At 37.5% G+C, this 21,332-nt stretch carries 21 protein-coding genes and 5 tRNA genes; all 26 read left to right on the forward strand.

Going from position 1 to position 21,332, the window contains the following annotated elements; all coding sequences use genetic code 11:
- Positions 1–61: 61 nt before the first annotated feature.
- The gene (locus H344_RS0117195) at positions 62–376 is read left to right on the forward strand and encodes a rhodanese-like domain-containing protein (protein WP_026811398.1); all 315 of its coding nucleotides are present in this window, start codon (positions 62–64) and stop codon (positions 374–376) included.
- A gap of 275 nt (positions 377–651) precedes the next feature.
- Positions 652–1,935 (forward strand): DUF2851 family protein, encoded by a 1,284-nt coding sequence (locus H344_RS0117200; RefSeq protein WP_026811399.1) that lies wholly within the window; start codon positions 652–654, stop codon positions 1,933–1,935.
- 9 nt (positions 1,936–1,944) lie between these two features.
- Positions 1,945–2,172: a PspC domain-containing protein gene (locus tag H344_RS0117205; RefSeq protein ID WP_026811400.1), complete on the forward strand. Its 228-nt coding sequence runs from the start codon at positions 1,945–1,947 to the stop codon at positions 2,170–2,172.
- A gap of 2 nt (positions 2,173–2,174) precedes the next feature.
- On the forward strand, positions 2,175–3,182 hold the full coding sequence (locus H344_RS0117210; RefSeq protein ID WP_026811401.1) for a potassium channel family protein: 1,008 nt from the start codon (positions 2,175–2,177) through the stop codon (positions 3,180–3,182).
- A 101-nt stretch (positions 3,183–3,283) separates the two neighbouring features.
- A complete protein-coding gene (locus H344_RS0117215; protein ID WP_026811402.1) occupies positions 3,284–5,347 on the forward strand; it encodes an amino acid carrier protein in 2,064 nt (687 codons plus the stop codon).
- Between the two features lie 168 nt (positions 5,348–5,515).
- Entirely contained in the window at positions 5,516–7,330 is a 1,815-nt protein-coding gene (locus tag H344_RS0117220) for a sodium-dependent transporter (RefSeq protein ID WP_026811403.1), read from the forward strand.
- Positions 7,327–7,482, forward strand: coding sequence for a hypothetical protein (locus tag H344_RS21925; protein ID WP_169514990.1), 156 nt, complete (start codon positions 7,327–7,329; stop codon positions 7,480–7,482). The genes H344_RS0117220 and H344_RS21925 overlap by 4 nt, the downstream gene beginning before the upstream one ends.
- A 3-nt stretch (positions 7,483–7,485) precedes the next feature.
- The gene (locus tag H344_RS0117230) at positions 7,486–8,406 is read left to right on the forward strand and encodes a ComEA family DNA-binding protein (RefSeq protein WP_084148845.1); all 921 of its coding nucleotides are present in this window, start codon (positions 7,486–7,488) and stop codon (positions 8,404–8,406) included.
- A gap of 43 nt (positions 8,407–8,449) precedes the next feature.
- Entirely contained in the window at positions 8,450–9,589 is a 1,140-nt protein-coding gene (locus H344_RS0117235; RefSeq protein ID WP_026811405.1) for an acyl-CoA dehydrogenase family protein, read from the forward strand.
- 126 nt (positions 9,590–9,715) lie between these two features.
- The gene (locus H344_RS0117240) at positions 9,716–10,060 is read left to right on the forward strand and encodes a DMT family transporter (protein ID WP_026811406.1); all 345 of its coding nucleotides are present in this window, start codon (positions 9,716–9,718) and stop codon (positions 10,058–10,060) included.
- A 159-nt stretch (positions 10,061–10,219) separates the two neighbouring features.
- Entirely contained in the window at positions 10,220–10,414 is a 195-nt protein-coding gene (gene rpsU, locus H344_RS0117245) for a 30S ribosomal protein S21 (RefSeq protein ID WP_026811407.1), read from the forward strand.
- A gap of 184 nt (positions 10,415–10,598) precedes the next feature.
- Positions 10,599–11,489 (forward strand): tyrosine-type recombinase/integrase, encoded by an 891-nt coding sequence (locus H344_RS0117250; protein WP_026811408.1) that lies wholly within the window; start codon positions 10,599–10,601, stop codon positions 11,487–11,489.
- Positions 11,490–11,527: 38 nt separating this feature from the next.
- Positions 11,528–11,830 carry a ribosome hibernation-promoting factor, HPF/YfiA family gene (gene hpf, locus H344_RS0117255; RefSeq protein ID WP_026811409.1) on the forward strand — a complete coding sequence of 101 codons (303 nt, stop codon included), beginning with the start codon at positions 11,528–11,530 and terminating at the stop codon, positions 11,828–11,830.
- 97 nt (positions 11,831–11,927) lie between these two features.
- A tRNA-Thr gene (locus H344_RS0117260) sits at positions 11,928–12,001 on the forward strand.
- A gap of 285 nt (positions 12,002–12,286) precedes the next feature.
- Positions 12,287–12,368 (forward strand) — tRNA-Tyr (locus H344_RS0117265).
- Between the two features lie 76 nt (positions 12,369–12,444).
- Positions 12,445–12,517 (forward strand) — tRNA-Gly (locus tag H344_RS0117270).
- Positions 12,518–12,701: 184 nt separating this feature from the next.
- Positions 12,702–12,773: transfer RNA gene (locus H344_RS0117275), tRNA-Thr, on the forward strand.
- Positions 12,774–12,827: 54 nt separating this feature from the next.
- The gene (gene tuf / locus H344_RS0117280; protein WP_026811410.1) at positions 12,828–14,015 is read left to right on the forward strand and encodes an elongation factor Tu; all 1,188 of its coding nucleotides are present in this window, start codon (positions 12,828–12,830) and stop codon (positions 14,013–14,015) included.
- 143 nt (positions 14,016–14,158) lie between these two features.
- Positions 14,159–14,231 (forward strand) — tRNA-Trp (locus H344_RS0117285).
- 169 nt (positions 14,232–14,400) lie between these two features.
- Positions 14,401–14,589, forward strand: a complete 189-nt coding sequence (gene secE / locus H344_RS0117290; protein ID WP_026811411.1) for a preprotein translocase subunit SecE — start codon at positions 14,401–14,403, stop codon at positions 14,587–14,589.
- 10 nt (positions 14,590–14,599) lie between these two features.
- Complete coding sequence (gene nusG, locus H344_RS0117295; protein ID WP_026811412.1) at positions 14,600–15,151, forward strand: transcription termination/antitermination protein NusG; 552 nt, start codon at positions 14,600–14,602, stop codon at positions 15,149–15,151.
- A gap of 105 nt (positions 15,152–15,256) precedes the next feature.
- On the forward strand, positions 15,257–15,694 hold the full coding sequence (gene rplK, locus H344_RS0117300) for a 50S ribosomal protein L11 (RefSeq protein WP_026811413.1): 438 nt from the start codon (positions 15,257–15,259) through the stop codon (positions 15,692–15,694).
- 20 nt (positions 15,695–15,714) lie between these two features.
- Positions 15,715–16,404 (forward strand): 50S ribosomal protein L1, encoded by a 690-nt coding sequence (gene rplA / locus H344_RS0117305; RefSeq protein ID WP_026811414.1) that lies wholly within the window; start codon positions 15,715–15,717, stop codon positions 16,402–16,404.
- A 22-nt stretch (positions 16,405–16,426) separates the two neighbouring features.
- Positions 16,427–16,942 (forward strand): 50S ribosomal protein L10, encoded by a 516-nt coding sequence (gene rplJ, locus H344_RS0117310; RefSeq protein ID WP_026811415.1) that lies wholly within the window; start codon positions 16,427–16,429, stop codon positions 16,940–16,942.
- A gap of 53 nt (positions 16,943–16,995) precedes the next feature.
- Positions 16,996–17,373 (forward strand): 50S ribosomal protein L7/L12, encoded by a 378-nt coding sequence (rplL, locus tag H344_RS0117315; protein WP_026811416.1) that lies wholly within the window; start codon positions 16,996–16,998, stop codon positions 17,371–17,373.
- A 133-nt stretch (positions 17,374–17,506) separates the two neighbouring features.
- On the forward strand, positions 17,507–21,316 hold the full coding sequence (gene rpoB / locus H344_RS0117320; RefSeq protein WP_026811417.1) for a DNA-directed RNA polymerase subunit beta: 3,810 nt from the start codon (positions 17,507–17,509) through the stop codon (positions 21,314–21,316).
- Positions 21,317–21,332 lie beyond the last annotated feature (16 nt).

Here is a 21,332-nt window from a genome sequence, read left to right on the forward strand (position 1 = left end):
GTTAAATAAGTGCTTGGAATTTACTAAAAGTCTTATTTTTGAAAACTTAAACTATAATGATATGGCAGATTTATCTCAAGAAGAATGGAGCGCCCAATTAGAAGGCGATCAAAATGCTTTTATATTGGACGTTAGAACACAAGAAGAAGTGGAAGAAGGGTATATCCCTAATATGACAAACCTAGATATTCGTATGGGGCAGGACTTTATCGACGAATTAGAGAAACTAGATAAGTCCAAAAACTATTATGTTTATTGTAGGTCTGGACAACGTAGTGGTCAGGCATGTGCCATTATGAATAAATTAGGTTTCGAGCATGCCTACAATCTAGAAGGCGGTATAATGAACTGGCAAGGCGAGATTGTAGAGGATTAGTCTAAGTTAGGAGATTAATATATAAAGTAGCCCGTATTACTCATTTATATAATAGAAAAACTTCTTTTATATTCTGGGGTAATACGGGTTATGCATTTTTAAGCGAAATATAAGTGTCCTTCCCAAAATGTTGGAGAATTATCTATAGTTTTTATTTTTTAAGCTTACTTAAAAGTAGTAGATAAAGTCTAATGCAAAGAAAAATTCCCTCCATATATAGATAGGATAATCCAAGTCCATATAGAAAAACTCAGATAATTTTCTTACTTTGGATTATGAGGGAAGATCTTTTGCATTACATATGGAAGTATCAAAAATTCCGAATGGGAGGATTGTTCACCTCCAACAACGAGTCAGTACAGGTCTATGAGCCAGGTATTCATAATTTACTAGCCGGACCAGATTTCTTCAATGCTAAAATTGAGATAGGACAACAATTATGGGCAGGTACAGTGGAAATCCACATAAAATCATCAGACTGGTATGCCCACCATCATGAACAAGATCCTAATTACAACAATGTTATTCTTCATGTGGTTTGGGAAGACGACGTTAATGTATATAGAAAAGATAACACAGCAATCCCCACTCTAGTTCTTAAAAATTATATTCCTTTTCAGGTACTAGAAGCTTATAAGGAGTTATTTCAACAGCAAAAAAACAAATTTCTTAATTGCGGTAATGAGATTGAAAATATCTCTGCGCTGGTTTGGGGAAATTGGTTAGAGCGACTCTATTTTGAACGATTGGAAAGGAAGTGGAACTTGGTAGATCACCTCCTAAAAGAATCGCAGAACGATTGGGAAAAAGTGTTTTTTATTATGTTGACAAAAAGTTTTGGACTAAAGGTTAATGGAGATGCCTTTCTAGAGATTGCCAAAAATTTAGATTTCTCCATAATTCGCAAGATTCAAAACAATATAATTCAGTTAGAAAGTGCACTTTTTGGGGTTGCGGGTATATTGTCTGAAGAGATACAGGGAGACGATTACTATAATAAATTGGAAAAGGAATTTCTATTTTTAAAAACTAAATTTTCCTTGCCAGACAGTCCTGTTGAGAAACCACAATTCTTTAAGCTAAGACCTTCTAATTTCCCAACATTAAGATTGTCCCAATTGGCCAATCTGTATTATTTTCAAAAAAATATATTTAGTAAGGTGCTTGCAGCTAAGTCTGTAGAGGAGATATATGAGCTCTTTGCTATTAAGGCTAGTCCATATTGGGATTGCCATTATACTTTTGGGAAGGAATCTGGAGCTAGTCCTAAAAAGTTAACAAAAAAATTTGTGGATCTATTAATTATAAATGCAATTTTGCCAATCAAAATAGGGTACTCTAAACACCTGGGGAAGGATGTAAGTGAAGAGGTGATACAAATTATTTCTGGAGTGAAGTCAGAGCATAATAGTGTAGTAGACAAATTTAAAGGCCTTAAAGTAGTTTTCCCATCTGCTATGGAGAGTCAGGCTATATTGCAGTTATATAATGAGTACTGTGAGAAAAATAAATGTCTACAATGTGTGGTGGGGCATGGATTATTGAAGGGAAAAGCCTAATTTTAGAACATGAATATTTTTTATAAGTTACTTTATTATTTTCAGAAAAGGGGATTTGAGGTATGCCGTCGCATAGCAGAGCGATTGGGAATAAGAACTAGGGTAGTAAGAACTACATTTATCTACCTCACCTTTGTAACTTTAGGTTTTGGTTTTGCCCTTTATCTTTTTATGGCTTTTTGGTTAAAAATTAAAGATTTGATATATACTAAAAGAACCTCCGTTTTTGACCTATAAATATGAATAAACTCTTTCGTTCCAAAATGTATCAGGCCCTAAGTTTGCTTGTGCTGGTGCTTGTTTTTGGGGTGATGGGGTATCGGTTTTTATCCGGATATACTTGGGTAGATGCATTTTATATGACGATTATCACCGTTACTACGGTAGGGTTTTCAGAGGTTAGGCCGCTAGATGTTGCATCCAAACTATTTACCGTTGTATTAATTATTTCTAGCGTTTTTATTTTTGCCTTTGCTATTTCGGTAATTACGGAATATATTTTAAGTCGCAATTCACTACAACTTTTAAAGAAAAAAAAGGTGCTAAACAAAATTTCAAGTTTATCAAATCACGTTATTATTTGCGGTTTTGGAAGAAATGGCCAACAGGCAGCAGAGCGATTAAAGGCTTATAAAAGACCTTTTGTGGTAGTAGAAAAAGATAAGGCAGTAATAGAAAAACTAGAAGGCGATATTTTATATGTGGAAGGAGATGCTAACGAAGATGAGGTTTTACATCAAGCTGGAATAAAAAAAGCTCAATACCTTATTTCGGCAATGCCAGATGACGCGGCAAACCTGTTTGTAGTACTTTCAGCAAGGCAATTAAATAAAGACCTATTTATTATCAGTAGGGCGGCCCAAGTTACTACCCAAAAAAAGTTAAAACTTGCGGGGGCTAATAAAGTAGTAATGCCAGATAAAATTGGCGGGGATCATATGGCATCTCTTGTTGTTATGCCTGATTTGATTACTTTTATGGACAAGCTTTCTGTAGAAGGGGAGCATACTACCAATTTGGAAGAGTTGTCCATAGATAGCTTTATGGGAAAGGTAGAAGATAAATCTATCCGAGATCTAGACCTAAGAAAAAAAACGGGGTGTACTATCATTGGATATATAGAGCCCTCAGGTACTTATATTATTAATCCGGAAGCAGAATTGAAGCTTCTTCCTGGAGGTAAAATCATTGTTTTGGGAAGGCCAGAACAGATCAAAAAACTAAATGAAATGTTCCATTTGGATTGATTTATTTTCAATAGATATATTTTTTTGAAATGATTATTTTTATGATATTGCTCCAATAATTTGACTAAAACCAACAAAAACAGAACTTTTTTTAACCAATTATGAGAAACATTCTAACTTTTATTATCTCCTTATTCTCCCTTACTATTTTTTCCCAGGAACTTATTGTTAAGGAAACTCTTTTAAATCCCTCAAATCGTATAAACGACGGAGTTATTAAAGTAGAAGTGGAGGGAGGCACGCCTCCTTACCAATATAAATGGAGTAACCAAGAAACGCCTTTGACATCTAATAAGGCATCTGGCCTAATAGAAGGACTGCCTTATACTGTAGTGATTTCAGATGCCAATGGGCAAAGTGTAACTAAAGAATATACAGTTCCAACAGAGGTTATAACAGAGGTGTTTAATGGATTTATGACTCCTGCAGTAAGTGCTATGGGGTCTATTTTATTTTGGGACCCCTTTGCAGCAATCGGCATTTACGATCCAGTTGTTTATGCAGATGAAAAACTTATAGGTATCCCCAATTGGTCTTCTGAAATGGAAGGGAAGTTTATGTTAAAGAAGTGGTTAATGCTTCAAGGTCAGAAGGTAAGTAAAGGGGATAAGATTGCAGTTATTTCTAGTGAAGATGGGGTGTTAGATACTATTACCTCTCCTGTGGCGGGGAAGCTAAATTATCTTGCTAAAGAAGGTGGAGTGGTTTATAATTCCGAAAATAAAGAGCACGTAATAGAACAAGGAGCACATTTTTTAGCAAGTGTAAAGTATGATGAGCCAGTGGCGGTTTTACATCCCAATGGGGATAAGAAGGAAAAGGCTATACCATTTATAGTTATTTGGTTGGTTATCGGAGCTTTCTTTTTTACCATTAGAATGGGCTTTATTAATCTAAGAGGTTTTAGACACTCCTTAGATTTGGCTAGAGGGAAATATGATGATCCCGATGCGCCAGGGCAAGTAACCCATTTCCAAGCCTTGGCTACAGCAGTGTCTGGGACGGTAGGTCTTGGTAATATTGCTGGGGTAGGAGTTGCCATTTCGTTAGGTGGTGCTGGAGCTACTTTTTGGATGATTGTTTGTGGTTTGTTGGGGATGTCCTCAAAATTTGTAGAATGTACCCTTGGGGTGAAGTATAGAGATATATTACCAGATGGACGCGTGTTTGGTGGCCCTATGAACTACTTGCGTTATGGTTTGGAAAAGCGAAACATGAAAGGATTTGGAAAGGTCTTAGCAGGATTGTTTGCTGTTTTAGCAGTGGGTGCTTCCTTTGGTGGAGGGAATATGTTCCAAGCTAACCAATCTTTTGAACAGCTTTCTGGTCAGTTTCCTGCCTTACAAGGAATGGGCTTCTGGTTTGGAATTATTACGGCAATATTAGTAGGGATAGTTATAATTGGAGGTATTAGCAGTATAGCTAAGGTAACAGGAAAAATTGTACCTATTATGGCTTCAATCTATGTTATAGCAGCTTTGGCTGTTATTATCATTAATATAGAAAATATAGGTCCGGCATTTTCTGCTATTGTAGATGGTGCGTTTAGCCCTAGTGCCTTAAAAGGAGGTGTTATAGGAGTGTTAGTGGTAGGTTTCCAACGAGCTGCTTTCTCTAATGAGGCAGGGGTAGGTTCCGCAGCAATTGCCCATAGTACAGCAAAAACAAATAATCCTCCTTCGGAAGGTTTTGTTGCGCTATTAGAACCGTTTATAGATACGGTGGTGGTATGTACCCTTACGGCCCTAGTACTAATTTTTACTGGAATGCATGAGGTAGGCGGACTTGGTGGTGCGCAGTTAACTTCCGATGCTTTTGGAAGTGTTATATCTTGGTTCCCATATGTGTTGGCCCTAGCAGTATTTTTGTTTGCTTTTTCTACTATGATATCTTGGTCTTATTATGGGATGAGAGCTTGGACATACCTTTTCGGGAAAAGCAAGAAGGTGGAGTTTGTGTATAAAATGTTATTCCTAGTATTCGTGGTGATTGGAGCTTCAGTTAGTTTGGGTGCGGTATTAGATTTTTCTGATATGATGATTTTGGCTATGTCGTTTCCTAATATAATAGGACTGTATATTATGTCTGGAGAAGTAAAAGGCGACTTAAAAGGGTATTGGACAAAACTTAAGTCTAACCAATTATATAAAAAGCAAAAAGCTTAGTTTGTAATACTCAGAGAAAGCTGAGAATCTTATAAGTAATTCCGCTTAGCCTTGCTATAAATGCAAGTGATTGAGCGGAATTTTACTTTTAATTCGGTATAAATATAATTTTTCCCGAACTTGCGCCACTTATCAAAAAAAATACCGATCAATAAGCTTAGGTAGAAAATGGCGAAATCAGTAGAATCTTGGGGGTCACGTGTGGGGCTTATTTTGGCTATGGCCGGGAATGCAGTAGGACTAGGGAACTTTTTAAGATTCCCAATACAGGCTGTAGAAAATGGTGGAGGTGCATTTATTATCCCATATTTAGTTTGTTTTTTATTAATGGGAATCCCTCTATTATTTATAGAATGGTCTTCTGGCCGTTATGGCGGTAGATTTGGAAACCATAGTACTCCGTACATTTTAGATTCTATGGTAAAAGGAAGAGCCCTAAAATATATTGGGGTGTTTGGTATTTTTACCAATTTGGCAATTGTAGCCTATTACTCCTATATAGAATCCTGGACCATGTCCTATGTCTATCATTCCTTAAAAGGAACTTTTTCAGGTATGACTCAAGGAGAGGTTGCCGGTTTCTTTAATTCCTATGTGGATGTAACTAAGAGTACCACTGGTATTCCCTATGAAGCCATTATTTTCTTTGTGTTATGTCTAGCCTTTAACACCTTTATATTATCAAAAGGGATCCGTGGGGTAGAGAAAGTAGCAAAGATAGGGATGCCTTTATTGATTCTCTTTGGTGTTCTTTTAGCAATACGAGGTTATACATTGGGTACTAGCGGGGCGTCGGAACTTTTTCCGGATGCAAATGCATGGGACGGACTTAATTTTTTATGGACTCCTCAGTACGATTCATTACTCAATCCTAAGGTGTGGTTGGCAGCAGCAGGTCAAATATTCTTTACCTTATCAGTAGGTCTTGGGACCATTCATTGTTATGCATCTTATGTGAAAAGTAAAGACGATATAGCCCTTAATTCTATAACCGCAGGATTTATGAACGGATTTGTAGAGGTAGTTATTGGTAGTGCTATCGTAATTCCTATCGCAGCAGGTTACTTAGGGCTAGATTGGGTGATGAACAATGCCGGCTTCGGGATGGCTTTTCAAACCATGCCTTATTTATTTCAGCAATGGGGGCCTGTACTCGCTGCAATAGCAGGGGTAATGTGGTTTGGGTTATTATTCTTTTCCGGAATTACAAGTTCGCTGGCGATGGGAACCCCGTGGTTAGGCTTTATGAAAGACGAGTTTGGTTGGAGCAGTACAAAAGGTGCGTGGTCCTTTGGCGGATTGGCGCTAATACTTGGTTTGCCAACAGTCTTCTTTTTTCAAGAAGGAGTTTTTGATGATTATGATTATTGGGCCGGAACGGTAAGTTTGGTATTCTTTGCGTTTTTTGAGGTTATTTTGTACTCCTGGGTGTTTGGGATAGATAAGGGTTGGAAGGAAATTAATTTAGGAGCCGATATTAAAATCCCTGAAATCTATAAGTACGTTATTAAATATGTGACCCCATTATTGTTGGGGTGGGTCTTTTTTGCGAGCCTTCCCAGTATGTACGATAAGATAACGCATCAAGATACTTTTAATAGGTCTGCATTTGCCGATGTTTTTTATGCGGAGAATTTTGACAGGTCGGGGACAGCAATCGGTACCGTTGAAGAAGTTGGTGACCACTATATTAAATTTTCTTTCGAAAACACTCGAAAAAAATTCGATAAAGAGAACGACGTTGCCTTTTATGAGGAATTTATCGACTATAAAGAATATTCTTTTTCTGAAGATCAAAAAACAACCGTTGTTGAAGGAGATAAAATAAAGCCCGGTGATGCAATAGCTGAGGGCGATTTTATAAATAATGTTTTTTATAAAAATATAGGAAGGGCTATTTTAGTGTCCTTGTTCTTATTTATTTCATTATTAGTATATTTAGCATATAATAAAAGAAGAAAAGAGGGGAGGGCTACAATATGAATTCATCAGCACTAACAATAATGATACTTGCACAGGGAGTCTTTATTTTCTTTGCAGCATACTTTTTTTACAAGGTATTGACTACGGCTCCCAAGAAAGAGCCAGATTCCTATTCGGAAAATGACGATATTGTAGACAGACAAAACGAATAAATTTTGAGCAATAGAGATATAAAATCCCATTTCAGTTTTAATAAACAAGAACGAAATGGGATTTTCTTTTTGCTGCTAATTATTGTTGCACTTCAGTTGCTGTATTACTTGGGGACTACCTTTTTATATAGCGCGATTGAACCACAATTTAAAGTGAATGCAGAATTACAATCAGAAATAGATCAACTTAAAATAAATTTTGCTCGTCAAGATTCTATAGTAGTCTATGACTACAATCCCAATTTTATTACAGACTATAAGGGGTATGTGTTGGGAATGTCTCCAGAAGAAATAGATAGGCTGCATAAATTTAGGGCTAAAAATGCCTTTGTTAACTCTGCTTTAGAATTTCAGGAAGTTACTATGATATCAGACTCTTTGTTAAGAGCAATGTCTCCTCATTTTAAGTTCCCAACTTGGACGCAAAAAGAAAAATTCGTCTCTATAAGCAAAACAACATCATCTGTACCTCAAAAAAATACGCCAACCGCTGTATTAGGGGCAAGTAATGCCTCGTATAATATTATAGTAAAGGATCTTAACCTAGCAACGGCAATGGATTTAAGGGAGGTAGTGGGAGTTGGAGAGGTGTTGTCTGCTCGTATTATAAAGTTTAGAGATCGGCTTGGAGGATTTGTTGTGGAGAAACAGTTAGAGCATGTATATGGGTTAGAAAAAGAAGTAGTAGCTAGGATATGGGAGCGTTTTCAGATAAAAAAAGCTCCGAATATTATTAAGATAAATATTAATACTGCTTCTGCATCCGAATTGGTAAGGCTGGTTTATATTAATTATAAACTGGCTAACAGGATAGTAGCGTATAGAGAGTATAACGGAGTTATTTCTTCCTACGATCAGCTATTAGATATTGAAGATTTCCCTTCTGAAAAATTAGATATAATTCAGTTATATTTGCAATTATAAAATAGTAATAGCTAATAGAATGGTAAAAGATACCCCTAACGAAATGAGTTTTGATTATTCGGAAACTCAGAAAATGGTGGCTGCCTCTGCAAAGGAATTCGCAGAACAATATATACGGCCCTTTGTAATGGAATGGGATGAGGAACAGACCTTTCCTGTAGAAGTTTTTAAAAAAGCTGGGGAGATGGGTTTTATGGGAGTGCTTGTTCCTGTAGAGCTTGGTGGGTCAGGATTGGGTTATCATGAATATATTAGCATTATAGAAGAGATTTCAAAAGTAGATCCATCCATTGGGCTTTCAGTGGCTGCACATAATTCTTTATGTACTAATCATATTCTCACCTTTGGAAATAAGGAACAAAAAGAAAAGTGGATTCCCAAATTAGCTACCGCAGAATGGATTGGAGCTTGGGGGCTAACGGAGCACAATACCGGTTCGGATGCTGGTGGGATGAACACCACGGCAGTAAAAGATGGAGATTCTTGGGTGCTTAACGGCGCCAAGAATTTTATAACTCATGGTAAAAGTGGAGATGTTGCAGTGGTTATTGCTAGAACGGGAGAAAAAGGGGATAGCCGTGGAATGACTGCTTTTGTGATAGAAAAAGGTACTCCTGGATTTAGCAGTGGAAAAAAGGAAAATAAACTGGGAATGCGCGCAAGTGAAACTGCAGAATTGGTCTTTGATAATTGTAGAATCCCAGATGCTAATAGATTAGGAGAAATTGGAGAAGGCTTTATTCAGTCCATGAAAATATTGGATGGTGGAAGAATTTCTATCGGGGCATTGTCTCTAGGTATTGCCAAGGGGGCTTATGAAGCAGCCTTACAATATTCTAAGGAAAGAGTGCAATTTGGAAAACCAATAAGTCAATTTCAAGGAATCTCCTTTAAATTGGCAGATATGGCAACTGAAATAGAGGCTGCAGAACTATTGCTTCATAAATCTGCATTTCTTAAGAATGAAAATCGTAGTGTCACTAAGTTAGGTGCTATGGCTAAGATGTTTGCATCTGAAGTTTGTGTGAAAGCTGCTAATGAAGCGGTTCAAATTCACGGTGGGTATGGTTATACCAAAGATTACCCGGTAGAGAAATTTTATCGAGATTCTAAACTGTGTACTATTGGTGAGGGGACTACTGAAATTCAAAAAATAGTAATTGCAAGAAACATACTAAAGTAAGTTTGCGTTCCTGTCTAGATCACAAAGCATTTAATTGTTAAATTCAATTTTATGTATTGTGATCTATTTGGTTTTAAAAGTATGTGTGGTCACCAGACTTAATTCTTTAATACTATCATTATGAACATTAATTGGATACTATTAATACTTGGCGGTCTATTTGAGACCGGATTTGCAGTAAGCTTGGGGAAGGCGCAACAGACATCTGGAAAGGAGATGTGGGGATGGTTGGCTGCCTTTATTATATGTGTTAGTATTAGTATGTATCTGCTGTTTAAAGCAATGGGGGGAGAGAAAGCCATTCCTGTAGGGACAGCTTACGCTGTTTGGGGTGCTATTGGTGCAGTTGGAACCGTAGTTGCTGGTATAATAATGTTTAAGGAGCCTGTTACTTTTTGGCGACTATTTTTTCTTACTACTCTTATTCTTTCAGTAATTGGTCTGCAAGTATTTGGTGGTAACGCCGGGTAAGGGAGCTGAGTGCCATTTGTTAAGGTTGTTAATTGTAGGAATGAGGCCTAGGGACAAGTGAAATTAATTATTTTAAATTTTTTCAGATAATTAATAGAATTTGAAAATTAATACTATATATTTGCACCCTTAATCACAAAAGAGAGGAGGTTATCGCCCATGTTAATAATACCAATAAAAGAAGGAGAGAATATAGATAGAGCTTTAAAGCGTTACAAGCGAAAGTTCGATAAGACCGGTAGAATGCGACAATTGAGAAAGCGTCAGCAGTTCACTAAGCCATCTGTGTTAAACAGAGCTCAGAGACAAAAAGCCGCGTATATTCAACATCTTAGGGATGAAGAGGAAATCTAGATCCCAATAAAATATACTAGAGTAAAAAGTAAACGTCCCACCTTTTTGGTGGGACGTTTTTTTTTTAAATTATTGTTTTTTAGAGGTTGAATAGCACCTAGCTTGTCTAGTAGCTTAATTGCAGTGGATTGTTATTGTGCTCAGTGGTATGCTTTATAGAAATTTACTTTTGTAACTTTGGAATATGTCTATATCCTCTTTTATTACGTATCTCTCCTTAGAGAAAAACTACTCGCCTCATACTGTCCTTGCTTATGAGAAGGATATTCTTGATTTTAAGGAATTTGCTGCGCTTCAATTTGATTTAACAGATATTGATGAGGCGAGTTATGCCTTGATAAGAAGTTGGGTTATTAAACTTGTAGAATCTGGGATTTCTCATAGATCGGTTAACCGGAAGATAGCTTCTTTAAAAGCGTATTATAAATTTTTATTAGGAACAGAAAAGTTATCTGCTAATCCTTTAGCGAAACACAAGGCTTTAAAAACACCAAAGAAAATAGAAGTGCCATTCTCTGAGCGGGAGATGGAAGAAGTGTTAAGGCAAGTGGTGTTTAATAATACTTTTGAGGGGAAGCGAGATAAGTTAATAATCGAGTTGTTGTATGCAACAGGAATTAGGAGGGCAGAACTTATAAATCTTCAGGTAAAGGATGTGGATTTTGGGGCGGGTACAATTAAAGTGCTAGGAAAAAGAAATAAAGAGCGTATTATTCCGTTGTTAGAATCGTTAAAGGAGACTGTATTAGACTATATAGAGGAAAGGGATCGCTTACCCACAATTAGGGATAGAGGTTTTATTTTTCTCACTTCTAAGGGGAATAAAATATATGAAACGCTTGTTTATAGAGTTATTAATGGGTATTTTAGTGAGGTGTCGACTAAGGTGAAAAAGAGTCCGCATATTTTACGTCATACCTTTGCGACCCACTTGCTAAACAAGGGAGCCGATCTGAATGCTGTAAAAGAGTTGTTGGGTCATTCAAGTTTGGCGTCAACCCAGGTTTATACTCATAATAGTATTGCGGAATTAAAAAAAGTACATCTCTCGGCGCATCCTAGGAACAAGAAGTAGTATTTGTAGGAATGTTTAACTTTAAAATTATATAATATATGAAAGTAAACGCGCAATCGGTGAATTTTACGGCTGATGGTAAACTAATTGATTTTATGGAAGCGAGATTAGGGAAACTAGAGCAGTTTTATGATAAGATAGTTAGTACAGATGTGTACCTAAAGGTAGAGAATACAAGTGCTAAAGAAAATAAGATAGTGGAAATCAAGGTCTTAGTTCCTCGTGACAATTTCGTGGTAAAGAAACAGTGCAGAACTTTTGAGGAAGCGATAGATGCCGCTTGTAGTAGTTTAGAGCGTAAATTGGTAAAGCGAAAAGAAAAAATTAGACTAAATGCGTAAAAAAAATTAAAAAATGTTTTGAATAACTAAATAAAGCTTTTACATTTGCAGTCCGTTAGAAATAGCGGGCTTTTTTTTGAAAGGAAAAGAAGTAAAGGCCGATGTAGCTCAGCTGGCTAGAGCAGCTGATTTGTAATCAGCAGGTCGTGGGTTCGAGTCCCTCCATCGGCTCAAATTAAAGCAATAATGAAAATTGTTTTTGTTGACATTTTGAAGTGAAGTTGATAAGGTTTTGAAGTAGGAAATAAGCTTCGAGTTTAATTCAGAAAAAAAATCAAATCAACTTTAGGAAAATCAAAAATAAGTATTATTTTTGCTCACTTTTTAAAAGTAAGTTGTTAAGCGTAGAATCTTAAATGTTCTATGGAAGGTGAAAGAAAACCGGATAGCAACTTAAGTGAAACTAGAGAAAGTTATTTTTCTTACGTTCTTTAAAAATTGTAATGTAATTACGTTGGGGAGATACTCAAGCGGCCAACGAGGGCAGACTGTAAATCTGCTGACTATGTCTTCGCAGGTTCGAATCCTGCTCTCCCCACAAAATTTTGTAATTAAATGCAAAATAATTTTTGAAATAATGAATTAAATTTTTAGGTTTGCCTAAAAATTGCAATGCGGGAGTAGCTCAGTTGGTAGAGCGTCAGCCTTCCAAGCTGAATGTCGCCGGTTCGAACCCGGTCTCCCGCTCAAAGTTTCAAAAGCAAAAGGCTCCTTAATATGGGGCTTTATGTGATTGGAATTGATTTGACTTGAATTGAGTTATTTGGTCAAAGGGAAGCTGTAAGAAGTTTCATTCGAGTTCATTTGACTTTTGGGTTGATGGCGAAAAGAAAGAGGGGTGTATTTTACTGCTTCTTTTATTTTTTTAAAAGCCGGTGTAGCTCAGGGGTAGAGCGTTTCCTTGGTAAGGAAGAGGTCATGAGTTCAAATCTCATCATTGGCTCAATTAAGGCATTATTTGTACACTAATATAAACTAAGAATTAAATTTAACAAACATGGCAAAGGCAACATTTGATCGTTCCAAACCGCATTTAAATATAGGTACTATTGGACACGTGGATCACGGTAAAACTACTTTGACTGCAGCTATTACTAATGTATTGGCTAACGCGGGATTTTCTGAAATGAGAAGTTTCGATTCTATTGATAACGCTCCTGAGGAAAAAGAAAGAGGTATTACCATTAATACTTCACACGTAGAGTACGCAACTGCTAATCGTCACTACGCTCACGTTGACTGTCCAGGTCACGCCGATTACGTAAAGAACATGGTTACTGGTGCTGCTCAGATGGATGGTGCTATTTTGGTTGTTGCTGCTACAGATGGTCCAATGCCACAAACTCGTGAGCACATCCTTTTAGGACGTCAGGTTGGTATTCCAAGAATCGTTGTTTTCTTGAATAAAGTTGACATGGTTGATGATGCTGAGTTATTGGAGTTGGTAGAGATGGAAGTAAGAGAATTGCTTTCTTTCTATGAGTATGATGGAGATAATGGTCCTGTTATTGCTGGATCTGCATTAGGAGCACTTAACGGTGAGCAGCAGTGGGTTGATACAGTATTGAGTTTGATGGAAGCTGTTGATAACTGGATCGAATTGCCTCAAAGAGATGTTGATAAGGATTTCTTGATGCCAATTGAAGATGTATTCACTATTACTGGACGTGGTACTGTTGCAACTGGTCGTATCGAGACTGGTGTAGCTAACACGGGAGACGCTGTTGATATCATTGGAATGGGAGCTGAAAAGTTAACTTCTACTATCACAGGGGTTGAAATGTTCCGTAAGATTTTGGATAGAGGAGAAGCTGGAGATAACGTAGGTATCCTTTTAAGAGGTATTGAAAAGTCTCAAATTAAAAGAGGAATGGTAATCTGTAAGCCAGGTTCTGTAACTCCACACGCTAAGTTTGAAGCTGAGGTGTATATCTTGAAAAAAGAAGAAGGTGGACGTCACACTCCATTCCATAATAACTACCGTCCACAGTTCTACGTAAGAACAACAGACGTTACTGGTACTATTAATCTTCCTGAGGGAGTAGAAATGGTTATGCCAGGTGATAACCTTACAATTACTGTTGATTTGTTATCTGCAGTTGCACTTAACGTAGGATTACGTTTTGCTATCCGTGAAGGTGGTAGAACTGTAGGTGCTGGTCAGGTTACTAAAATCATAGATTAATTATCTTTTGAGATTAAGGTAAATTTACATTGAGGGTGTCTTGCTAAAGCGGGATACCTTTCAATGTAAATATAAGTGAGTGTAGCTAGGTCTGTTCCTGTTGTTGATATATAGGGAGTTTGATTAAGTAAAGCATCACAGAAACGGGTATAGCTCAGTTGGTAGAGCACTGGTCTCCAAAACCAGGTGTCGGGAGTTCGAGCCTCTCTGCCCGTGCAAATAAAAGGAGCTCTTGCTCAATTAACTTAAGCTGGTGATAGGTGAAGTTCTGTGTAGGTTCACTGTTAATAGATCTAGCTGGAAACTAAAAAGGGCAATTCAGAATTGTTGTAAGAAATCTAAGATGTCCTTTTTAAATTAGTTAAGACAATAAATAACGCGCTGCATGTTTACATATATAACGGAATCTATAGACGAACTTAAAAATAACGTTACCCTACCTCCTAAGGCCGAATCGACTAATCTTATGGTTATCGTGGCTGTATTCTCTATAATTTTTGCATTAGCGACTTGGGGTGTGGATAGTTTGTTTAGTGAACTAATTCTACTTTATTTCAATAGTATAATCAATTAAGGATAGCTCTATGTCAGAAGTGTTGGATAAGAAATGGTATGTTGTAAGAGCTGTAAGTGGTCAGGAAAATAAGATTAAAGGCTATATAGAGACTGAAGTTGCTCGTTTGGGTTTTGAGGATTATCTAGAGGAGGTTCTTGTACCTACAGAAAAAGTAGTTCAGATAAGAAATGGGAAGAAGATAAATAAAGAACGTGTTTATTTCCCTGGTTATATTATGGTAAAAGCTAACCTTGGTGGTGAGATGGTGCATATTATCCGTTCCATTACTAATGTTATTGGGTTTTTAGGTGAAACCAAAGGTGGTGATCCTGTTCCTTTAAGAAAATCTGAGGTAAATAGAATGTTAGGAAAGGTAGATGAATTGGCAGTTAAGACTGACAGTGTAGCGATACCTTTCGTGTTAGGGGAGACTGTAAAAGTAATAGATGGTCCCTTTAATGGCTTTAACGGTACTGTAGAGAAGATTAATGAAGAGAAGCGTAAGCTAGAGGTAATGGTGAAAATTTTCGGAAGAAAAACACCATTAGAGTTGAGTTATATGCAGGTAGAGAAAGTGTAGTTGACGTTAAAGGATTTTAATAAATAAGAATTTAATAAGAACTGTTACATAGTTAAAAGGAGTGTTGCTTCCAAAATAACACGACTTTAATTTTAATTAGAAACAATGGCAAAAGAAGTAAGTAAAGTAGTTAAACTACAAGTTAGGGGAGGTGCAGCGAATCCGTCGCCACCGGTTGGACCCGCTTTAGGTGCTGCCGGGGTTAACATAATGGAATTCTGTAAGCAATTTAATGGGCGTACACAGGATAAAGCAGGAAAAGTCCTGCCCGTTGCAATCACGGTTTATAAAGACAAGTCATTCGACTTTGTTATAAAGACACCGCCGGCGGCAGTTCAATTAATGGAAGCGGCTAAGGTTAAAAAAGGATCTGGCGAGCCTAACAGAAACAAGGTAGCAAGTGTAACTTGGGATCAGGTTAAAGCAATCGCTGAAGACAAAATGGTAGATTTAAATGCTTTTACGGTAGAATCCGCAATGAGCATGGTAGCTGGTACAGCAAGATCTATGGGTTTAAAAGTCTCAGGTACTAGACCTTTTTAAAATCTTAAAAGCAATTTAGAATGGCAAAATTAACGAAGAAGCAAAAAGAAGCTCACAGTAAAATAGATAAGACTAAACTCTATTCTATTTCAGAAGCAGCTGCTTTAATAAAAGAGATAACCAATACAAAATTTGATTCATCTGTAGAATTGGCAGTTCGTTTGGGTGTAGATCCAAGAAAAGCTAATCAAATGGTGCGTGGGGTGGTAACCCTTCCTCATGGAACAGGTAAGGATATTAAAGTTTTGGCTTTGGTAACACCAGATAAAGAAGCGGAAGCTAAAGAAGCTGGTGCAGATTACGTAGGTTTAGATGAGTATTTAGATAAAATCAAAAGCGGTTGGACCGATGTTGATGTTATTATCACTATGCCTAGCGTAATGGGTAAATTAGGTCCTTTAGGAAGGATTTTAGGACCAAGAGGTCTTATGCCTAACCCAAAGACCGGAACAGTAACTATGGATGTAGCCAAAGCGGTTGCAGAAGTAAAAGCTGGTAAAATTGATTTTAAAGTTGACAAAACAGGAATCGTGCATGCAGCTATAGGGAAAGTTTCTTTCTCAGCAGATAAGATTGCAGAAAATGCCGAGGAGTTGTTGGATACTTTAATAAAGTTGAAACCAACTGCAGCTAAGGGGGTATATATGAAGTCTGTTTATATGTCTAGTACTATGAGTCCTAGCGTTGCATTAGATCCAAAAGTAGATTAACTGTTAGTCAAAAGTTTTTATTATGACAAGAGAAGAGAAGAAAAATGTTATACAGGATTTAACTGCGCAGTTAGGGGAAAGCTCTACTATATATTTGACTGATATTTCTGGATTGAATGCTGAAAGAACTTCAGCTTTAAGAAAGGCATGTTTTAAAGCAAATATAAAGCTAGCCGTAGTTAAAAATACCATGCTTGCAAAAGCAATGGAAGCTTCTGAAAAAGACTTTGGGGAACTACCTGAGGTGTTAAAAGGAAGTACTTCTATTATGCTTTCGGAAACTGGAAATGCGCCTGCAAAGCTTATCAAGAACTTTAGAAAGAAAGCTGATAGACCTTTGTTAAAGGGAGCATATATTGCCGAGGCAATATATATTGGTGATGATCAATTGGATACTTTAGAAAGTATTAAGTCTAAGGAAGAGATGGTCGGAGAAATCATTGGATTACTTCAGTCTCCAGCCAAGAATGTTATTTCTGGACTTAAATCTGGTGGAGGTAAACTTGCCGGAATCCTTAAGACATTATCAGAAAAATAATACGTACGCACTAAAAACAATTATATTTTAAAATTTTATTAAACGATAGAAAAATGGCAGATTTAAAAGATTTCGCAGAACAATTGGTTAACCTTACAGTAAAGGAAGTAAATGAGTTAGCTGATATATTAAAAGAAGAGTACGGTATTGAGCCTGCAGCTGCTGCAGTAGCTGTTGCCGCTGGTGGTGCCGCTGAAGGTGGTGACGCTGCTGAAGAGCAAACAGAATTCGACGTAATTTTGAAAGCAGCAGGTGGTTCTAAATTAGCAGTTGTTAAATTGGTTAAAGAATTAACTGGTTTAGGATTGAAAGATGCTAAAGATATCGTTGATAGCGCTCCTAAAGCTGTTAAGGAAGGTATTGCTAAAGATGAAGCTGAAGCAATTAAAACTCAATTGGAAGAAGCAGGAGCTGAAGTTGAGCTTAAATAATAGCATCAACCAATAATTATTCTGGTTTAGGTCTTTCCGCTTTTTGTGGCTAGACCTAAGCCTTTTTATACATACAGTGTATAGAGTGATACACAACCCAATTAAGTATTCACGATCAAAATTTTGTCCATCGATGTTCACAAATCAGACTGAAAGAATAAGTTTCGCATCCGCTAAGAACACGCCGGATTATCCGGATTTCTTGGACATTCAGATTAAATCATTTCAAGATTTTTTTCAACTTGAGACCAAATCTGACGAAAGGGGCAATGAAGGGTTGTACAACACCTTCATGGAAAACTTTCCCATTACAGACACCAGGAACCAGTTCGTACTAGAGTTTTTAGACTATTTTATTGATCCACCTAGATATTCTATCCAAGAATGTATAGAGCGTGGACTTACGTATAGTGTTCCTTTAAAAGCAAGATTAAAATTATATTGTACAGATCCAGAACATGAGGATTTCGAAACCATTGTTCAGGATGTGTATTTAGGTACTATTCCCTACATGACCCCTAGTGGTACATTTGTGGTAAATGGTGCCGAACGTGTTGTTGTATCTCAGCTACACCGTTCTCCAGGGGTTTTCTTCGGACAATCCTTCCATGCAAATGGAACAAAGTTGTATTCTGCCAGAGTAATTCCATTTAAAGGATCTTGGATAGAATTTGCAACAGATATCAATGGCGTTATGTACGCATATATTGATAGAAAGAAAAAATTACCAGTAACTACCTTGTTCAGAGCAATTGGATATGAAAGGGATAAGGATATTTTGGAAATCTTCGACCTGTCGGAAGAAGTGAAAGTTTCCAATGCCGGATTGAAGAAGGTGCTGGGCCGTAAATTAGCGGCAAGAGTATTGAATACGTGGCATGAGGATTTCGTGGACGAGGATACCGGTGAAGTAGTATCCATTGAGCGTAATGAGATTGTATTAGATCGTGATACCGTATTGGAGAAAGATCATATTGCAGAAATCTTGGATGCTGATGTGAAAACTATCCTTCTCCATAAAGAGAATAATGCCCAGAGCGATTATGCTATTATTCACAATACACTCCAAAAAGATCCAACAAACTCCGAAAAAGAGGCTGTGGAGCACATCTATCGTCAACTACGTAACGCAGAGCCGCCAGATGAGGAGACCGCTCGTGGTATTATAGATAAACTGTTCTTCTCAGACCAACGTTATAACTTGGGTGAGGTAGGACGTTATAGAATGAATAAAAAACTTGGTTTGGATATTGAAATGGACAAGCAAGTCCTTACCAGGGAAGATATCATTACTATTATAAAGTACTTAATAGAATTGATTAACTCTAAAGCGGAGATCGATGATATCGATCACCTTTCTAATAGAAGGGTAAGAACCGTTGGAGAGCAATTGTCACAACAGTTTGGTGTAGGTTTAGCTCGTATGGCTAGAACTATTCGTGAGCGTATGAACGTTCGTGATAATGAGGTGTTTACGCCTATAGATTTGATTAACGCGAAGACTTTGTCTTCTGTGATTAACTCTTTCTTTGGTACTAACCAGTTGTCTCAGTTTATGGACCAGACTAACCCCTTGGCGGAAATTACGCACAAGAGAAGGTTGTCTGCCTTAGGACCTGGTGGATTGTCTAGGGAAAGAGCAGGTTTTGAGGTGCGTGACGTTCACTATACTCACTACGGAAGACTGTGTCCAATTGAAACTCCAGAAGGACCGAATATTGGGTTAATTTCTTCTCTATCTGTATATGCTAAGGTAAACCCAATGGGCTTCCTAGAAACACCATACCGTAGAGTAGAAAACGGGAAAGTTAATATTGACGACTTCATCTACCTGAGTGCAGAAGAGGAAGAAGATATGAAAATTGCCCAAGCTAACATTCCTATGGATGATGAAGGAAACATCACCGCAGAGAAAGTGATTGCTAGGGAAGAAGGAGATTTCCCAGTAGTAGATCCAGAGGAGCTTAACTATACGGATGTTGCACCTAACCAGATAGCTTCTATTTCAGCATCTTTAATTCCATTCTTGGAGCATGATGATGCAAACAGGGCATTGATGGGATCTAACATGATGAGACAGGCTGTACCGTTGCTTAGACCGGAGGCGCCTATCGTAGGTACCGGACTAGAACGTCAGGTTGCATCCGACTCTAGAGTATTGATAAATGCTGAAGGTGATGGAGTTGTTGAATACGTGGACTCTAAAAAGATTACCATAAAGTACGATAGAACTGAGGACGAAAAGCTAGTTAGCTTTGATGATGACTCTAAGACCTATGAGTTGGTTAAATTTAGAAAGACCAACCAAGGTACTAGTATTAACCTAAAACCAATTGTTAGAAAAGGGTATAGGGTTAGAAAAGGTGAAGTACTTTGTGAAGGATATGCCACAGAAAATGGTGAATTGGCCCTAGGTAGAAACCTGGTTGTAGCCTTTATGCCTTGGAAAGGGTATAACTTTGAGGATGCTATCGTAATTTCCGAAAAAGTGGTTAGAGAAGATATCTTTACTTCTATTCACGTAGATGAATACGCACTAGAAGTTAGAGATACTAAATTAGGAGCTGAGGAATTAACAAATGATATTCCAAACGTTTCTGAGGAAGCTACTAAGGATTTGGACGAATACGGTATGATCCGTATTGGAGCAGAGGTTAAACCTGGTGATATTCTTATTGGTAAGATTACACCAAAAGGAGAATCTGATCCTACACCTGAAGAAAAATTATTACGTGCTATCTTTGGTGATAAGGCAGGAGATGTTAAGGATGCTTCCTTAAAAGCTTCACCTTCGTTACACGGAGTGGTTATCGATAAAAAATTATTCTCTAGATCTGTTAAAGATAAGCGTAAGCGTTCCGAGGATAAAGAAGAATTGGCAAAATTAGAGCTGGAATACGAAGTGAAATTCCAACAGCTTAAAGATGTATTGGTTGAAAAACTATTTACATTAGTCAATGGTAAGACATCACAAGGAGTATTGAACGACCTTGGGGAGGAAGTACTTCCAAAAGGAAAGAAATATACCTTGAGAATGTTGAACGCTGTAGACGATTTTGCACATTTAGTAGGTGGAAGCTGGACAACAGACAAGGATTGCAATACATTGGTGGCCGATTTGTTGCATAACTATAAGATTAAATTGAACGACCTTCAGGGTAACCTTAGAAGGGATAAGTTTACTATTTCTGTGGGAGATGAATTGCCTTCAGGAATTATGAAATTAGCCAAGGTTTATGTGGCTAAAAAACGTAAACTAAAGGTTGGGGATAAAATGGCTGGACGTCACGGAAACAAAGGTATTGTTTCTAGAATTGTTCGTCATGAAGATATGCCATTCTTGGAAGATGGTACCCCAGTAGATATCGTACTAAACCCACTTGGTGTACCATCTCGTATGAACATTGGTCAGATTTATGAAACTGTTCTAGGATGGGCCGGATTAAAATTAGGGAAGAAGTATGCTACTGCGATTTTTGATGGTGCCGAATTGGATGAGATTAATACTTATACCGATGAAGCTGGAATTCCAAGATATGGACATACGTATCTATACGACGGAGGTACAGGTCAACGATTTGACCAGCCTGCAACCGTTGGGGTTATCTACATGTTAAAATTAGGACATATGGTAGATGATAAGATGCACTCGCGTTCTATAGGACCCTACTCGTTAATTACGCAGCAACCATTAGGTGGTAAAGCACAATTTGGTGGACAGCGATTTGGAGAGATGGAGGTTTGGGCCTTAGAAGCTTATGGTGCTTCTGCTACCCTAAGGGAAATATTAACGGTTAAATCTGATGATGTTATTGGAAGAGCCAAGACATATGAGTCTATCGTTAAGGGAGAAACCATGCCAGAACCTGGGTTACCAGAATCTTTCAATGTATTAATGCACGAACTTAAAGGTTTAGGTTTAGACATTAGATTGGAAGAATAACAAGAATAGGTTTTCA

Source organism: Arenibacter latericius DSM 15913 (genome assembly GCF_000424985.1).
GTDB classification, from domain to species: Bacteria; Bacteroidota; Bacteroidia; order Flavobacteriales; family Flavobacteriaceae; genus Arenibacter; species Arenibacter latericius.

What these genes read in the sequence shown, in the direction of transcription:
- H344_RS0117220 (WP_026811403.1), top strand. Translation starts at nt 5,516, where the DNA reads ATGGCGAAATCAGTAGAATCTTGGGGGTCACGTGTGGGGCTTATTTTG.
- H344_RS0117250 (WP_026811408.1), top strand. Translation starts at nt 10,599, where the DNA reads ATGTCTATATCCTCTTTTATTACGTATCTCTCCTTAGAGAAAAACTAC.
- H344_RS0117210 (WP_026811401.1), top strand. Translation starts at nt 2,175, where the DNA reads ATGAATAAACTCTTTCGTTCCAAAATGTATCAGGCCCTAAGTTTGCTT.
- rplJ (WP_026811415.1), top strand. Translation starts at nt 16,427, where the DNA reads ATGACAAGAGAAGAGAAGAAAAATGTTATACAGGATTTAACTGCGCAG.
- H344_RS0117195 (WP_026811398.1), top strand. Translation starts at nt 62, where the DNA reads ATGGCAGATTTATCTCAAGAAGAATGGAGCGCCCAATTAGAAGGCGAT.
- nusG (WP_026811412.1), top strand. Translation starts at nt 14,600, where the DNA reads ATGTCAGAAGTGTTGGATAAGAAATGGTATGTTGTAAGAGCTGTAAGT.
- rplA (WP_026811414.1), top strand. Translation starts at nt 15,715, where the DNA reads ATGGCAAAATTAACGAAGAAGCAAAAAGAAGCTCACAGTAAAATAGAT.
- H344_RS0117215 (WP_026811402.1), top strand. Translation starts at nt 3,284, where the DNA reads ATGAGAAACATTCTAACTTTTATTATCTCCTTATTCTCCCTTACTATT.
- H344_RS0117235 (WP_026811405.1), top strand. Translation starts at nt 8,450, where the DNA reads ATGAGTTTTGATTATTCGGAAACTCAGAAAATGGTGGCTGCCTCTGCA.
- H344_RS0117200 (WP_026811399.1), top strand. Translation starts at nt 652, where the DNA reads ATGAGGGAAGATCTTTTGCATTACATATGGAAGTATCAAAAATTCCGA.
- tuf (WP_026811410.1), top strand. Translation starts at nt 12,828, where the DNA reads ATGGCAAAGGCAACATTTGATCGTTCCAAACCGCATTTAAATATAGGT.
- rpsU (WP_026811407.1), top strand. Translation starts at nt 10,220, where the DNA reads ATGTTAATAATACCAATAAAAGAAGGAGAGAATATAGATAGAGCTTTA.
- rpoB (WP_026811417.1), top strand. Translation starts at nt 17,507, where the DNA reads ATGTTCACAAATCAGACTGAAAGAATAAGTTTCGCATCCGCTAAGAAC.
- rplK (WP_026811413.1), top strand. Translation starts at nt 15,257, where the DNA reads ATGGCAAAAGAAGTAAGTAAAGTAGTTAAACTACAAGTTAGGGGAGGT.
- hpf (WP_026811409.1), top strand. Translation starts at nt 11,528, where the DNA reads ATGAAAGTAAACGCGCAATCGGTGAATTTTACGGCTGATGGTAAACTA.
- H344_RS0117205 (WP_026811400.1), top strand. Translation starts at nt 1,945, where the DNA reads ATGAATATTTTTTATAAGTTACTTTATTATTTTCAGAAAAGGGGATTT.
- H344_RS21925 (WP_169514990.1), top strand. Translation starts at nt 7,327, where the DNA reads ATGAATTCATCAGCACTAACAATAATGATACTTGCACAGGGAGTCTTT.
- rplL (WP_026811416.1), top strand. Translation starts at nt 16,996, where the DNA reads ATGGCAGATTTAAAAGATTTCGCAGAACAATTGGTTAACCTTACAGTA.
- secE (WP_026811411.1), top strand. Translation starts at nt 14,401, where the DNA reads ATGTTTACATATATAACGGAATCTATAGACGAACTTAAAAATAACGTT.